The following is a 13,047-nucleotide window of genomic DNA, read 5'->3' on the forward strand; positions in this document are numbered from 1 at the left end:
CCGGGGGCGGCGATCATCGCCCCGGCAGCAGTGGCGTGACATATCCAGGGTGATCAAGACCACTTCGATCTGCCAGCTGAAACACCGCCACGGCCTCGACCAGCTCGTGTGCCTTCGTGTACATGCTGGCCGAAGAGGCGGCCATCTCTTCGACCATCGCAGCATTCTGCTGCGTGGATTGGTCCATGTGACTGACGGCTTCTCCGACCTGGGCCACGCCCTGGCTTTGTTCACGGCTTGCAACCGAAATTTCACCAATGATGTCAGCAACTTGCCGGATTCCGGAAACGATTTCGACCATGGTTCTGCCCGCATCATCGACCAGGATGGCGCCCTGCTCGACACGCGACACGCTATCGGTGATGAGAGCCTTGATTTCCCTGGCCGCTTCGGAACTTCGGCCCGCCAGGCTACGGACTTCACTTGCGACCACAGCGAAACCTCGACCTTGTTCACCGGCACGCGCGGCCTCCACCGCTGCGTTCAAGGCCAATATATTGGTCTGGAAGGCAATGCCGTCAATGACGCCGATGATGTCGGCAATCTTGCGTGAGCTTTCGTTGATGCCTCGCATCGTATCGACCACCTTGCCGACCACTTCACCCCCATGCTCGGCCACCGAGCTGGCACTTTGCGCCAGCTCGCTCGCCTGCCGGGCGTTGTCAGCGTTTTGCCGAACGGTGGAACTGAACTGTTCCATGGACGCGGCGGTCTGCTCAAGTGAACTGGCCTGGCTCTCGGTGCGTGCCGACAGCTCTGCGTTGCCGCTGGAAATCTGCTCCGATGCGCTGGAGACCTCTTCTGCGCCTTGCCGAACCGAAGACACAATCCGCGTGAGAGATGACTGCATGCGAGCGACTGCGGCCAGCACGCTTGCTTCATCGCCGATGCGAACCCGCACGGCAGTCCTCAGATCGCCATCGGCCACCTGGTTGACGATACGACGCAATTCCGAAGGTTCTGCACCCAGATCATGCGACAAACTTCGCGTGATCACCATGCCCGCGATGAGCGCCAACACCATGGCAAGCACGACAACCGCAATCAGCACATTGCGCTGGACGGCATATTCCTGCGCGGCCGCCTTGACTTGATCCGCCGCCCGGGATTCTGTGAAGTCGGCATAGTTGTCGGTGGCCTTGATGAGCGCAGCCAGCAGTGGGCGGCACTCCCTGTTCATCTTCTCTGTGGCCGCCTCGCGCTGGCCATTCAGCGCCAAGTCAACAATATTGAGAGCCACAGGTGCATAGGCCCGCTCGATCCGGTCAATCTCATTGATCATTTCCCGCGCCTGGGCTGGCACCTTCCCGGTCTCAGCCAGCCTTTTCAGCCTGGTGAGACTCTGAGTGGCATCCTCATGGGCCTTCAGAACGATCTGTTTTTCAAGTGCAAGGTCTTCCGCTTTCGTGACGAGCACCAGATTGCGAGCCGCAATGGCGCGAAGATCAATGGCGGCGCGAACCCGCGCAGCGGTGCTGGCGCGGGCATTGATGCCGCTGACATAGTCTTCAAAACGTGCATTGGCGTCCGCAAGGTCCTTCAAGGAGAAGCCCGCAATGACCAGGACCAGCAGGATGAGGCTACCAAATGCCCAAGCCAGCTTGGAACGTACCGTCATAGTTTTCATTGGGAATCCAGTTAAAGCCTTGTTTGTGGGCCTATTGATGCCGCCATGAGGCCGCTTCATTCAGTGTGCTGATCATATCCATTCGTCAATTTGTCCTAGACAAAACTGGAATTGGGCCTGCTTCGGGTGTGGTTATATGCGCGTGCGCTTATGTTGTGCGCTGCAGGGAAATGACCGGGGAATGCTGGATACGGCCGCGAGGACGCCGCCGCTGAGGGCGTGGCACGGGCTGGACACGGAGTCCAGCATCCATGGGGTGTGGGGAGTTGTGGCGCCCCCGACAGGAATCGAACCTGTATCTAGCGCTTAGGAGGCGCTCGTTCTATCCATTGAACTACGGCGGCTGACCGAGGCGTCATTGTAAATGGCGCCTCGGTCAGCCGCCGTACGGCTGTATGTGATGCCCACCTCCCACCCAGCCTCCCTCCGCCCAAGCGGAGGGAGGAGAGGGTTCAACCGCGCTGCGCGCAGTTTGGCTGAGCCTCTTTATTTCGTCAGCAGGCGCATGGCTTCCTCGATGCCCTTGATGGTCAGGGGGTACATGCGGTTGCTCATGAGCTGCTGCATGATGCTGATGCTCTGGCGGTACTGCCAGACACCCTGGGGCTCGGGGTTGATCCAGACGAACTTGGGGAAGGCGTTGGTCAGGCGCTGCAGCCATTCGGCGCCGGCTTCCTCGTTGTTGTATTCCACGCTGCCGCCGGGCTGCAGGATCTCGTAGGGGCTCATGGTGGCGTCACCCACGAAGACCAGCTTGTAGTCCTTGTTGTACTTGCGGATGATGTCCCAGGTCGGGAACTTCTCGCTGTAGCGCCGGCGGTTGTTCTTCCACATGAAGTCGTAGACGCAGTTGTGGAAGTAGTAGAACTCCAGGTGCTTGAACTCGGTCTTGGTGGCGCTGAAGAGCTCCTCCACGCGCGCGATGTGCTCGTCCATGGTGCCGCCCACGTCCATCAGCAGCAGCACCTTCACGTTGTTGTGGCGCTCGGGCACCATCTTGATGTCCAGGTAACCGGCGTTCTCGGCGGTGGCGCGGATGGTGTCGGGCAGGTCCAGTTCCAGCTCGTGGCCCTCGCGCGCGAAGCGGCGCAGGCGGCGCAGCGCCACCTTGATGTTGCGCGTGCCCAGTTCCTGGGTGTCGTCGTAGTCCTTGTAGGCGCGCTGGTCCCAGACTTTCACCGCGCTCTTGTTGCGGCTCCTGTCCTGGCCGATGCGTATGCCCTGCGGGTTGTAGCCATTGGCGCCAAAGGGGCTGGTGCCGCCCGTGCCTATCCACTTGCTGCCGCCCTCGTGGCGCTCCTTCTGCTCCTCGAAGCGCTTCTTGAGCGTCTCCATCAGCTCATCCCAGCCCAGCTTCTCGATGGCGGCCTTCTCTTCGGGGCTGAGGTTCAGCTCCAGGTTCTTGCGCAGCCACTCCAGCGGGACGTCCTTGGTGAAGTCGGTCAGCATCTCCACGCCCTTGAAGTAGGCGGCGAAGGCGCGGTCGAACTTGTCGTAGTGCTTCTCGTCCTTCACCAGCGTGGTGCGGCTGAGGTAATAGAAGTCGTCGATCGAGTAGCCACTGGTGGCCGCCTCATCATCCGGGACGGCCTTGGGTCCGACCACGCCCGCCTGAAGCGCTTCGAGCAGGGTCAGGTATTCCTTGACCGAGACCGGCAGCTTGGCGGCGCGCAGGGTGTAGAAGAAGTCGATCAGCATGCGCCCCCCTTGCCATGCGGCCTGTCCAGCAGGTAGAGCAGCTGGGCCTTGACCTCGGGCCATTCGCCTTGCGCCAGGCTGTACATCACGGTGTCGCGGATGGTGCCGTCGCGCCGCAGGGCGTGGCCGCGGATCACGCCGTCCTTCTTCGCGCCCAGGCGCTCGATGGCGGCCTGCGAAGCGAAGTTGAAATTGTCGGTGCGCCAGCCCACCACGTGGCAGCCCAGGGTCTCGAAGGCATGGGTCAGCAGCATGAGTTTGCAGCTGGTGTTGACATGGGTGCGTTGCGCGCTTTTCGCGTACCAGGTGTAGCCGATCTCCACGCGTTTCACGGCAGGCAGGATGTCGTGGTAGCTGGTGCTGCCCAGCACGCGGCCGCTGAGCTCGTCCAGCACGGCGAAGGCGAAGCGGTGGCCTTCGGTGCGGGCCTGCAGCGCCGTTTCGATGTAAGCACGGGTTTCGTCCGGGCCAGGCACCGAGGTCACGCGCAGCTTCCAGAGTTCGCCATCGGCAGCCGCAGCGCGCAGGCCGGTCTCGTGCGCCAGCTCCAGCGGCACCAGCTGTACGCCGCGTTGCGCCAGGGTGACGGGCTGGACGAAAGCCATCTCAGTGCCGTCCGTTGCCCAGCCGCAGGCGCCAGGCCAGGCGCAGGCAGACCAGGCCGCCCAGCAGGGTGATCACCAGGCCGGCCGAGCGGTCGCCCGTGGCGGCCAGGGCGTCCATGCCCTGCAGGCGCGCGATGAAGTAGCCGATCACGCAGCCGGCCAGGAAGCTGCCGGCCAGCACGAGGATGTCCTGGAGCAGGCTTTTCTTGAGCATCACCGGTTGTGCCTTTGCATGAACACCAGTTTTTCAAAGAGGCTCACATCCTGCTCGTTCTTCAGCAGCGCGCCCACCAGCGGCGGCACGGCCACCTTCTCGTCCTTGCTCTGCAGGGCCTCGGCCGGGATGTCTTCGGCCAGCAGCAGCTTGAGCCAGTCCAGCAGCTCGCTGGTGGAGGGTTTTTTCTTCAGGCCGGGCAGGTTGCGCACGTCGAAGAAGGTTTTCATGGCCGCGCCCAGCAGCTCCTGCTTGAGGCCGGGGAAGTGCACGGCCACGATCCTGGCCATGGTCTCGGCGTCGGGGAACTTGATGTAGTGGAAGAAGCAGCGGCGCAGGAAGGCGTCGGGCAATTCCTTCTCATTGTTGGAGGTGATGAAGACCAGCGGGCGATGCTTGGCGCGGACCAGCTCGCGTGTTTCGTAGCAGTAGAACTCCATGCGGTCGATTTCCCGCAGCAGGTCGTTGGGGAACTCGATGTCGGCCTTGTCGATCTCGTCGATCAGCAGGGCGACGGGCTGGTCTGCCGTGAAGGCCTGCCAGAGCACGCCCTTGACGATGTAGTTGTGGATGTCCTTGACCTTCTCGTCGCCGAGCTGGCTGTCGCGCAGGCGGCTGACCGCGTCGTACTCGTACAGGCCCTGCTGCGCCTTGGTGGTGGACTTGATGTGCCACTGCAGCAGCGGCAGCTTCAGGGCCGAGGACACTTCCTCGGCCAGCATGGTCTTGCCGGTGCCGGGCTCGCCTTTGACCAGCAGCGGCCGCTTGAGGGTGATGGCGGCGTTCACCGAGAGCATCAGGTCCTGGGTGGCGACGTAGTTCGAGGTACCTTGGAATTTCATGGCAGCAGGGGGTTCTGGGTCGGGAAAACCCGGGGGGTGGCGGCAGATATAATGTCAGGCTGATTTATATCAACCACAGGCTGATTGTCCTCGCAAAATGAACAAACTGTTGCTGACGCTCTCTTCCCTGCTTGTCGCTTCTGCGACGGCATTCTCTGCCCACGCCCAGGAAGCCAAGGGTGATGCCAAGGCCGGCGAGAAAAAGGTCGCCATGTGCATCGGCTGCCACGGCATTCCGGGTTACCAGGCCAGCTTCCCCGAGGTCCATCGCGTGCCCATGATCTCGGGCCAGAACGCCAAGTTCATCGTGTCTTCCCTGAATGCCTACAAGAAGGGCGAGCGCAAGCATCCGTCCATGCGCGGCATTGCCGACACCCTGAGCGAGCAGGACATTGCCGACGTGGCCGCGTACTACGAAGACCACGGCAAGGGCGCAGCCGCTGCTCCCGCCCGCACGCCGGCACCGTCGGCCAAGGTGGCCGAGCTGCTGAACAAGGGCGGTTGCATTGCCTGCCACGGCGACAACTTCAACAAGCCCATCGATCCGAGCTACCCCAAGGTGGGCGGCCAGCACGCCGACTACCTGTTCGTCGCGCTCAAGTCCTACAAGACCGAAGGCAACGCCACCTGGGGCCGTGCCAACGGCATCATGGGCGGCATCGCCAAGCAGTTCTCCAACGCCGAGTTGAAGGAGCTGTCCGCTTACATCGCCAGCCTGCCGGGTGAACTCAAGACCGTGCCGCAGAGCAAGTTCCGCTAAAGAACTGACCCGCTCCAAAGAAAAGCCGCTCATCGAGCGGCTTTTTTGTCTTCGGCCGCTGCGCTTAACTTTGCTGCACAAAGTTAGCCTGCGACGCAACCCGCAAGCGGGTTGTGTCTTCGAACCTTGTCTTCGGCCCGCTGCGCTTGACTTCGCGTTGCGAAGTGAGCCTGCGACGCAACCCGCAAGCGGGTTCTTATGGATCAGTCCTTGGTGGCGCGCTGCTGCACGCAATCGATATAAGCCGCGCCATCCGGGGGGCGGCCGGCGCGCTGGCTTTCCCAGACCATGCGGCCCAGGCAGTCCATCACCTCGTGGTGGGCCGCATGCAGGTCATTGCGCTTGGCTGCCAGCAACTCCACCGCTTGGCGTATGCCGCGCGGCTGGTCGATGCTGCACTGCTCGCTGATGGACAGGTGCATGGACAGGTGCAGGAAGGGGTTGCTGCGTTCGGGCTCCACCTTGGTCATGCTGGCCAGCGCGCCCTCCAGGTCAGCCAGCTCGGCATGGAACTCCGGGTGCTCGGCGATCCACTGGCTGGCCAGCAGTTCGATGGCCTCCATCGGCTGGCCGGTGCGGGCCTTGGCGTGGACACCGCAGAAAAAGCGCCGGACATCGGCTTGGGAGGGCTGGAACATCATGGCAAGAATTATCGGCGAGGAGCTTATGCCAGCCGCTGAGAAATCGTGCGCGCCGCCTGCAGCAGGGCTGGCAGAAGCTTCTCCTGCGCCACCTTGGCGTTGGTGCGGTTGGCCTGGCCGCTGATGTTGAGCGCGGCGATGCAACGACCGCTGCGGTCGGTGATGGGGGCAGCCAGCGAGATCAGGCCCTCCTCCAGTTCCTGGTTCACCAGGCTCCAGCCCTGGCGCCGCACCTGCTGCACCTTGGCCAGCAACGTATCGAGGTCGGTCACCGTGTGCCGGGTCAGTGCCCTGGGGCGTGAGGCCTTCAGGCGTTTCACCAGTTCCTCCTCCGGCAGGTCGGCCAGCAGCACCCGGCCCAGTGAGGTGCAATAGGCCGGCAGGCGCGAGCCCACGCCCAGGGTGTTGCGCATGATCTTGTGCGTGGGCACGCGCAGCACGTAGACGATGTCCGTGCCTTCCAGCACGGCGGCCGAACAGGATTCCTTCACCTCTTCCACCAGCGTTTCCATCACCGGCTCGGCCAGGTTCCAGATCGGCATGGAGGACAGGTAGGCAAAACCCAGGTCCAGGATGCGCGCCGTGAGCCGGAACAGGCGGCCGTCGCTTTCCACATAAGCCAGGGTCTGCAGCGTGAGCAGGATGCGCCGTGCGCCGGCCCGCGTGAGGCCGGTGCGCGCGGCCACTTCGCTCAGGGTCTGCTGCGGCGCGGCGGTGCTGAAGGAGCGGATCACCTCCAGCCCGCGGGCGAAGGACTGCACATAGCTGTCGCCGGGCTGGGGGGCTGTCGCTTCGGTGGCAGGGGGCATGGGGTGATGGTGGTGGGATGGTCTAGAATTCATTATACGAACAAATGTTCGACATGCGAACATTGAAATTCCAGCAGGAGCACATCCCATGATCAACAAGATCGCGGCCACGGTGGCCGAGGCGCTGGCCGGCGTGAAAGACGGGTCCACCGTCATGATCGGCGGCTTCGGCACGGCCGGCATCCCCCTGGAGCTGATCGACGGCCTGATTGCGCAGGGCGCCAAGGACCTCACCGTGGTCAACAACAACGCCGGCAATGGCGACACCGGGCTGGCCGCGCTGCTGGCCACCGGCCGCGTGCGCAAGATCATCTGCAGCTTCCCGCGCCAGGCCGACAGTTTTGTCTTCGACGGTCTGTACCGCAGCGGCAAGCTCGAACTCGAATTGGTGCCGCAAGGCAATCTGTCCGAGCGCATCCGCGCGGCGGGCGCCGGCATTGGCGGTTTCTTCACGCCCACGGGTTACGGCACCGAACTGGCCCAGGGCAAGGAGACCCGCGTGATCGACGGCAAGGGTTATGTGCTGGAGTCGCCCATCCACGGCGACGTGGCACTGATCAAGGCCGAGTGCGGCGACCGCTGGGGCAACCTGACCTACCGCAAGACCGCACGCAACTTCGGCCCCAGCATGGCCATGGCCTGCCGGCAGACCATCGCCAGCGTGCATGAGATCGTCGAGCTCGGCGGGCTGGACCCCGAGGCCGTGGTCACGCCGGCCCTCTACGTCAGCAAGATCGTGAAGATCGAATGCCAGGCCACGCAGGCCGGCGGCTTCAAGAAGGCAGCATGATCATGAGCTATCAAAAACGTAGCAAAGACCAATTGGCCGCGCGCGTGGCCCAGGACATTCCCGAGGGCGCGGTGGTGAACCTGGGCATCGGCCAGCCCACGCTGGTGGCCAACCACATCCCGAAGGAACGCGAAGTGCTGCTGCACAGTGAAAACGGCCTGCTGGGCATGGGCCCGGCGCCGGCCGCGGGGCAGGAGGATTACGACCTCATCAACGCGGGAAAACAACCGGTCACGCTGCTGCCCGGCGGTTCCTACTTCCACCACACCGACAGCTTCGCCATGATGCGCGGCGGCCATCTGGACATCTGTGTGCTCGGGGCCTTCCAGGTCAGCGCCACCGGCGACCTGGCCAACTGGCACACGGGCGAGAAGGATGCGATTCCCGCCGTGGGCGGTGCCATGGACCTGGCCGTGGGTGCCAAGCAGACCTGGGTCATGATGGACCTGCTGACCAAGCAGGGCGAGAGCAAGATCGTGCAGGCCTGCAGCTACCCGCTGACCGGTATTGCCTGCGTCAAGCGTGTCTACACCGATGTCTGCACGCTGGACTGCACGCCGTCAGGTCTCAAGCTGGTCGATCTGGTTGACGGCCTGAGCCACGCCGAACTGGAAAAGATGATCGGCCTGCCGATCGCGAAATGAACCGAATCAAGGAAACGTCATGAATCAAGCCTACATCTGCGACGCCATCCGTACCCCCTTCGGCCGTTACGGCGGCGTGCTCTCCAGCGTGCGCACCGACGACCTCGGCGCCATCCCGATCGCCGCGCTGATGGCGCGCAATCCGAAAGTGGACTGGGCGGCGCTGACCGACGTGATCTACGGCTGCGTCAACCAGGCCGGCGAGGACAACCGCAACGTGGGCCGCATGGCGGCCCTGCTGGCCGGGCTGCCGCCCGAAGTGTCGGCCTCCACCGTGAACCGCCTCTGTGGCTCGGGGCTGGACGCGCTGGGTAGTGCGGCGCGCGCCATCAAAGCCGGTGAGGCGACGATGATGATTGCCGGCGGTGTGGAGAGCATGAGCCGTGCGCCCTTTGTCATGGCCAAGGCCGAGAGTGCTTTCAGCCGCAGCGCCGAGATCTTCGACACCACCATCGGCTGGCGCTTCGTCAACAAACTGATGAAGCAGAAGTACGGCACGGACTCCATGCCCGAGACTGCCGAGAACGTGGCCGACGAGTACAAGATCAATCGCGAAGACCAGGACAAGATGGCCCTGGCCTCGCAGCTGAAAGCCGTGGCAGCGCAGAAGGCGGGTTATTTCGACGCCGAGATCACACCCGTGACCATCGCCCAGAAAAAGGGTGAGACCCTCGTGGTGAGCAAGGACGAACACCCGCGTGAGACCTCGCTGGAGGCCCTGGCCAAGCTCAAGCCCATCGTGCGCGAAGGCGGCACGGTGACGGCCGGCAACGCTTCGGGCGTGAACGACGGCGCCTGCGCTCTCTTGCTGGCCGATGAGGCCACCGCCAAGCGCTACGGCCTGACGCCGCGCGCGCGCATCGTGGGCATGGCCACCGCCGGCGTGGCGCCGCGCATCATGGGCATTGGTCCCGCGCCGGCCACGCAGAAGGTGCTGGCGCTCACTGGCCTGACGATGGCGCAGATGGACGTGATCGAGTTGAACGAGGCTTTTGCCGCCCAGGGCCTGGCCGTGCTGCGCCAGCTGGGCGTGCGTGACGACGACCCGCGCGTTAATCCCAATGGCGGCGCCATTGCCCTGGGCCATCCGCTCGGTGCTTCCGGTGCACGCCTGGCCACCACGGCGGTGAACCAGTTGCACAAGAGCGGCGGCCGTTACGCCCTGTGCACCATGTGCATCGGCGTGGGGCAGGGCATCGCCGTCATCCTGGAACGTGTCTGAGTGAGAACGCGGCGGGTCAGTGCTCGACCCGCCACAAGGGCAGGCGCCAGTCGCGCCACAGCGCCAGCACGCGCAGGCCGGCCGTGACGGTGACCGTCGCTGTCAATGTGGCCCAGCCGGGCACGTCCAGGGCCGCCAGGCCCAGGTAGACCCAGCCACCGATGAAGGCACACAGGGCATAGGGCCGGTGGTCGCGAAAGGCGGTCGGGATCTCGTTGCAGACGATGTCGCGCAGCACGCCGCCAAAAACCGGTGTCACCACACCCATCAGCACGGCCACCAGCGCCGGCATGCCCGCGGCCGAGGCCACGTCCACCCCCAGGGCAGCGAACAGGCCCAGGCCCAGCGCGTCGGGCAGCTGGATGAAGCGCTCGGTGGGCTCGAAGTGCCGCTTGCGCATGAAGAGCATGGCGACCGTGGCCAGCGCCAGCACCCCCCACAGGTATTCCACGTGGCGCACCCAGAAAAAGGGGCGCTGGTCCAGCAGCAGGTCGCGCAGCGTGCCGCCGCCAAAGGCGGCCAGAAAGGCCACGGCATACACGCCCACGGCGTCCAGCCGGCTGCGCGCGGCCACCATCACGCCCGAGAGCGTGAAGGCGATGGTGGCGGCCAGCTCCAGGGCATGGCGCAGCAGCGGCAGCCAGGTGTCGAGGATGTGCATGAGACGGGTCCGTACAAAACGAGGCACGATTGTGCCTTTGCGCACTGCAGCATCAGTCTGGTGCGTGTTCCTTTTTTTCAGTCAACGGAAAACTGATTTCCCGCAGGCCGCCTTGTGCCCGCCGCGGCTTTGCTCAAAACTGCGTGGCTTGGGATGGCGCACATCCCCAACCAAGAGGAGACGCATCTGATGAGCAAGAAAATCGGCTGGATCGGCCTGGGACGCATGGGCGAGGCAATGGTGACCAAGCTGCTGAAGGCCGGCCACGCCGTCCACGTCTGGAACCGTACCGCTTCCAAGGCCGCCCACCTGGCCGAGTACGGCGCGAAGATCGAAACGAACAAGATCGACATGGCGAGCTGCGACGTGGTCTTCACCATGGTCTCCACCACTGACGACCTCAAGGAGGTGCTGTTCGGCCCCGGTGGCCTGGTGAGCGGAGCGAAGAAACCCCAGTTGGTGGTGGACAGCTCCTCGATCTCCCAGGAAGGTTCGGCCGAGATCCGCGCCCGGCTCGAAGGCCTGGGCGTGGCCTACCTCTGTGCCCCGGTGTCGGGCAATGCCAAGGTGGCCAAGGCCGGCAAGCTGCTGGTGGTGGCCTCGGGCCCGAAGCAGCTCTACGAGCTGGCCGAGCCCTATCTGCAGGCCATGGCGCGCAAGACCATGTGGGTGGGCGAGGGGGAGCTGGCCCGCATCTGGAAGATCGCGCACAACACCATGTTCGGCGTGATCATCCAGAACCTGTGCGAGATCACCGTGCTGGCCGAGAAGGCCGGCATCCCGCGCAACGTCTTCCTGGAAAGCATCAACGACTCGGTGCTGGGCTCCATGTACACGCGCTACAAGACACCGGTGCTGAGCAACCTGAACTTCGACCAGGTCACCTTCACCCCCAAGCTGCTGCTCAAGGACATGGACCTGGGCATGAGCGCGGCCAAGGCCCATGGTGTGCCCATGCCGGCGGCGGCCGCCACGCGCGAATCCATCGCACGCATGGTGGGCCACGGCCATGACAATGTGGACTTCGCCATCCTCCTGCAGGAAACGGCGAACGACGCCGGCCTGCAGATCAAGTCGCTCAACCTGCAGATCCCCGACGGCCTGTCGTCCTGAGTGGATGGGTTTTCTGTGCGCACCCTGATCCGCGGCGCCACCGTCATCACCCTGGACGCGCAGGGTGAGCTGCCTTGCGCCGACCTGCTGGTGACGGGCGACACCATCACCGAGATTGCGCCCACCCTCCACGTCGACGACGCGGTGGTGGTGGACGCCACCGGCTGCATCCTGATCCCCGGCCTGGTCAATGCGCACATGCACACCTGGCAGACCGCGCTGCGCGGCCTGGCGGCCAACTGGACGCTGCTGGAGTATTTCAAGAACATGCACGCCGGCCTGGCCACGGTGTTCGAGCCGCAGGACCTGTACATCGCCACGCTGGTGGGCGCCCTCAACCAGCTCAACTGCGGCACCACCACCCTGGCCGACTGGTGCCACAACAACAAGACCCCGGCGCACAACGATGCCGCCATCACGGGCCTGCTGGAGAGCGGCATTCGCGCCGCCTTCTTTCATGGCACGCCCAAACCCGATCCCCAGCCGGGCGAGCGCCCCTTCTGGGAAGTGCCGCATCCGCGGGCCGAGATCGAGCGCCTGCTCCAGGCCCATCAAGGCCGGGACCTGCTCAGCGTGCACGCGGCCGTGCTGGGCCCGCACTATTCCACGCTGGAGGTGGCCCTGCACGACTTTCGCATGGTCCGGGAGCTGGGCATCATCGGCTCCCTGCACCAGGGCGGCGGCGCGGCGCGCACGCCCGAGGGCTGGGAAAAACTCGAAGCCGCCGGCCTGCTGGGTCCGCAGATCAACATCGTGCACGGCCATGCCCTGAGTGATGCACAGCTGAAACGCTTCTGCGAACTCGGCATGAGCTTCTCGGCTGCGGCCGAGAACGAGATGACGCAGGGCCATGGCCATCCCATCACCGGTCGCCTGCGTGCCTTGGGCAAGGCGCCCTCGCTGGGCGTGGACCTGGAGAGCGTGCTCAGCGGCGACATGCTGACCCAGGCGCGCGTCGCTTTAGGCATGCAGCGCAGCCTGGACAACGTGGCCTACCGTGAACTGCACGGCAGCATCCCGCCCACCTCCACCATCACCACCCGCGAGGCGCTGCAGTGGGTGACGGTGGAAGGCGCCCGCATGCTGGGCCAGCTGGACCGCATCGGCACCCTGGCCGCCGGCAAGCAGGCCGACCTGGTGCTGATCCGCGCCGACGACCTGAACATGCAACCCGTGCACGAGCCGGTGAGCACGGTGGTGATGCAGACCACGCTGGCCAATATCGACAGCGTGATGGTGGCCGGGCGCTGGAAAAAACGCCACGGCAAGCTGGTGGATGTGGACCTGGCCCCGAAGCTCGCAGCGCTGCAGGCTTCAGGCCGAAAGATCACGACGGCGTTGGGCTTGTCGCGGTAAGCAGAAGAAGCGGCTCACGCCTCCGGGCCGAGAGCCGCTGTGAGTGTTTGGACTTATCAATCTAT

14 protein-coding genes and 1 tRNA gene are annotated in these 13,047 nt (G+C 64.4%); 6 read left to right on the forward strand and 9 right to left on the reverse strand.

Features of this window, described 5'->3' with window-relative positions:
• Window positions 1–13: 13 nt before the first annotated feature.
• The 6 genes from HTY51_RS18765 to HTY51_RS01395 all read right to left on the reverse strand — a co-directional run bounded on the left by HTY51_RS18765 (window position 14) and on the right by HTY51_RS01395 (window position 4,986).
• A complete protein-coding gene (locus HTY51_RS18765) occupies window positions 14–1,618 on the reverse strand; it encodes a methyl-accepting chemotaxis protein (protein ID WP_174251050.1) in 1,605 nt (534 codons plus the stop codon).
• Window positions 1,619–1,896: 278 nt separating this feature from the next.
• Window positions 1,897–1,971, reverse strand: a tRNA-Arg gene (locus HTY51_RS01375).
• Window positions 1,972–2,113: 142 nt separating this feature from the next.
• Window positions 2,114–3,325, reverse strand: coding sequence for a VWA domain-containing protein (locus HTY51_RS01380; RefSeq protein WP_174251051.1), 1,212 nt, complete (start codon window positions 3,323–3,325; stop codon window positions 2,114–2,116).
• Window positions 3,319–3,930 (reverse strand): GNAT family N-acetyltransferase, encoded by a 612-nt coding sequence (locus tag HTY51_RS01385; RefSeq protein ID WP_174251052.1) that lies wholly within the window; start codon window positions 3,928–3,930, stop codon window positions 3,319–3,321. The genes HTY51_RS01380 and HTY51_RS01385 overlap by 7 nt, the downstream gene beginning before the upstream one ends.
• Window position 3,931: 1 nt before the next feature.
• A complete protein-coding gene (locus HTY51_RS01390) occupies window positions 3,932–4,144 on the reverse strand; it encodes a hypothetical protein (RefSeq protein WP_174251053.1) in 213 nt (70 codons plus the stop codon).
• Window positions 4,144–4,986 carry a MoxR family ATPase gene (locus HTY51_RS01395; protein ID WP_174251054.1) on the reverse strand — a complete coding sequence of 281 codons (843 nt, stop codon included), beginning with the start codon at window positions 4,984–4,986 and terminating at the stop codon, window positions 4,144–4,146. The genes HTY51_RS01390 and HTY51_RS01395 overlap by 1 nt, the downstream gene beginning before the upstream one ends.
• A gap of 97 nt (window positions 4,987–5,083) precedes the next feature.
• On the opposite strand from HTY51_RS01395, the gene HTY51_RS01400 reads away from it, so the two are divergent.
• Window positions 5,084–5,746 carry a cytochrome c gene (locus tag HTY51_RS01400; protein WP_174251055.1) on the forward strand — a complete coding sequence of 221 codons (663 nt, stop codon included), beginning with the start codon at window positions 5,084–5,086 and terminating at the stop codon, window positions 5,744–5,746.
• A gap of 203 nt (window positions 5,747–5,949) precedes the next feature.
• On the opposite strand, the gene HTY51_RS01405 is transcribed toward HTY51_RS01400, so the two are convergent.
• Both HTY51_RS01405 and HTY51_RS01410 read right to left on the reverse strand, forming a co-directional pair.
• Window positions 5,950–6,384, reverse strand: a complete 435-nt coding sequence (locus tag HTY51_RS01405; protein ID WP_174254120.1) for a DUF1841 family protein — start codon at window positions 6,382–6,384, stop codon at window positions 5,950–5,952.
• Between the two features lie 26 nt (window positions 6,385–6,410).
• Window positions 6,411–7,196: an IclR family transcriptional regulator C-terminal domain-containing protein gene (locus HTY51_RS01410; protein ID WP_174251056.1), complete on the reverse strand. Its 786-nt coding sequence runs from the start codon at window positions 7,194–7,196 to the stop codon at window positions 6,411–6,413.
• A gap of 88 nt (window positions 7,197–7,284) precedes the next feature.
• Between HTY51_RS01410 and HTY51_RS01415 the strand changes: the two genes are divergently transcribed.
• The 3 genes from HTY51_RS01415 to pcaF are packed head-to-tail and all read left to right on the forward strand — an operon-like array spanning window position 7,285 to window position 9,852.
• On the forward strand, window positions 7,285–7,986 hold the full coding sequence (locus HTY51_RS01415; RefSeq protein WP_174251057.1) for a 3-oxoacid CoA-transferase subunit A: 702 nt from the start codon (window positions 7,285–7,287) through the stop codon (window positions 7,984–7,986).
• A 2-nt stretch (window positions 7,987–7,988) separates the two neighbouring features.
• Window positions 7,989–8,630: a 3-oxoacid CoA-transferase subunit B gene (locus HTY51_RS01420; RefSeq protein WP_174251058.1), complete on the forward strand. Its 642-nt coding sequence runs from the start codon at window positions 7,989–7,991 to the stop codon at window positions 8,628–8,630.
• 19 nt (window positions 8,631–8,649) lie between these two features.
• On the forward strand, window positions 8,650–9,852 hold the full coding sequence (pcaF, locus tag HTY51_RS01425) for a 3-oxoadipyl-CoA thiolase (RefSeq protein ID WP_174251059.1): 1,203 nt from the start codon (window positions 8,650–8,652) through the stop codon (window positions 9,850–9,852).
• A gap of 16 nt (window positions 9,853–9,868) precedes the next feature.
• On the opposite strand, the gene HTY51_RS01430 is transcribed toward pcaF, so the two are convergent.
• Window positions 9,869–10,513, reverse strand: coding sequence for a trimeric intracellular cation channel family protein (locus HTY51_RS01430; protein WP_174251060.1), 645 nt, complete (start codon window positions 10,511–10,513; stop codon window positions 9,869–9,871).
• Window positions 10,514–10,702: 189 nt separating this feature from the next.
• On the opposite strand from HTY51_RS01430, the gene HTY51_RS01435 reads away from it, so the two are divergent.
• Together HTY51_RS01435 and HTY51_RS01440 are read left to right on the forward strand one after the other, a co-directional pair.
• Window positions 10,703–11,626 (forward strand): NAD(P)-dependent oxidoreductase, encoded by a 924-nt coding sequence (locus HTY51_RS01435; RefSeq protein WP_254606946.1) that lies wholly within the window; start codon window positions 10,703–10,705, stop codon window positions 11,624–11,626.
• A 15-nt stretch (window positions 11,627–11,641) separates the two neighbouring features.
• The gene (locus tag HTY51_RS01440) at window positions 11,642–12,982 is read left to right on the forward strand and encodes an amidohydrolase family protein (protein WP_174251062.1); all 1,341 of its coding nucleotides are present in this window, start codon (window positions 11,642–11,644) and stop codon (window positions 12,980–12,982) included.
• Window positions 12,983–13,047 lie beyond the last annotated feature (65 nt).

The sequence above is a fragment of the Rhodoferax sp. BAB1 genome (assembly GCF_013334205.1).
GTDB lineage: Bacteria > Pseudomonadota > Gammaproteobacteria > Burkholderiales > Burkholderiaceae_C > Hylemonella.

What these genes read in the sequence shown, in the direction of transcription:
- HTY51_RS18765 (WP_174251050.1), bottom strand. Translation starts at nt 1,618, where the DNA reads ATGACGGTACGTTCCAAGCTGGCTTGGGCATTTGGTAGCCTCATCCTG.
- HTY51_RS01380 (WP_174251051.1), bottom strand. Translation starts at nt 3,325, where the DNA reads ATGCTGATCGACTTCTTCTACACCCTGCGCGCCGCCAAGCTGCCGGTC.
- HTY51_RS01385 (WP_174251052.1), bottom strand. Translation starts at nt 3,930, where the DNA reads ATGGCTTTCGTCCAGCCCGTCACCCTGGCGCAACGCGGCGTACAGCTG.
- HTY51_RS01390 (WP_174251053.1), bottom strand. Translation starts at nt 4,144, where the DNA reads ATGCTCAAGAAAAGCCTGCTCCAGGACATCCTCGTGCTGGCCGGCAGC.
- HTY51_RS01395 (WP_174251054.1), bottom strand. Translation starts at nt 4,986, where the DNA reads ATGAAATTCCAAGGTACCTCGAACTACGTCGCCACCCAGGACCTGATG.
- HTY51_RS01400 (WP_174251055.1), top strand. Translation starts at nt 5,084, where the DNA reads ATGAACAAACTGTTGCTGACGCTCTCTTCCCTGCTTGTCGCTTCTGCG.
- HTY51_RS01405 (WP_174254120.1), bottom strand. Translation starts at nt 6,384, where the DNA reads ATGTTCCAGCCCTCCCAAGCCGATGTCCGGCGCTTTTTCTGCGGTGTC.
- HTY51_RS01410 (WP_174251056.1), bottom strand. Translation starts at nt 7,196, where the DNA reads ATGCCCCCTGCCACCGAAGCGACAGCCCCCCAGCCCGGCGACAGCTAT.
- HTY51_RS01415 (WP_174251057.1), top strand. Translation starts at nt 7,285, where the DNA reads ATGATCAACAAGATCGCGGCCACGGTGGCCGAGGCGCTGGCCGGCGTG.
- HTY51_RS01420 (WP_174251058.1), top strand. Translation starts at nt 7,989, where the DNA reads ATGAGCTATCAAAAACGTAGCAAAGACCAATTGGCCGCGCGCGTGGCC.
- pcaF (WP_174251059.1), top strand. Translation starts at nt 8,650, where the DNA reads ATGAATCAAGCCTACATCTGCGACGCCATCCGTACCCCCTTCGGCCGT.
- HTY51_RS01430 (WP_174251060.1), bottom strand. Translation starts at nt 10,513, where the DNA reads ATGCACATCCTCGACACCTGGCTGCCGCTGCTGCGCCATGCCCTGGAG.
- HTY51_RS01435 (WP_254606946.1), top strand. Translation starts at nt 10,703, where the DNA reads ATGAGCAAGAAAATCGGCTGGATCGGCCTGGGACGCATGGGCGAGGCA.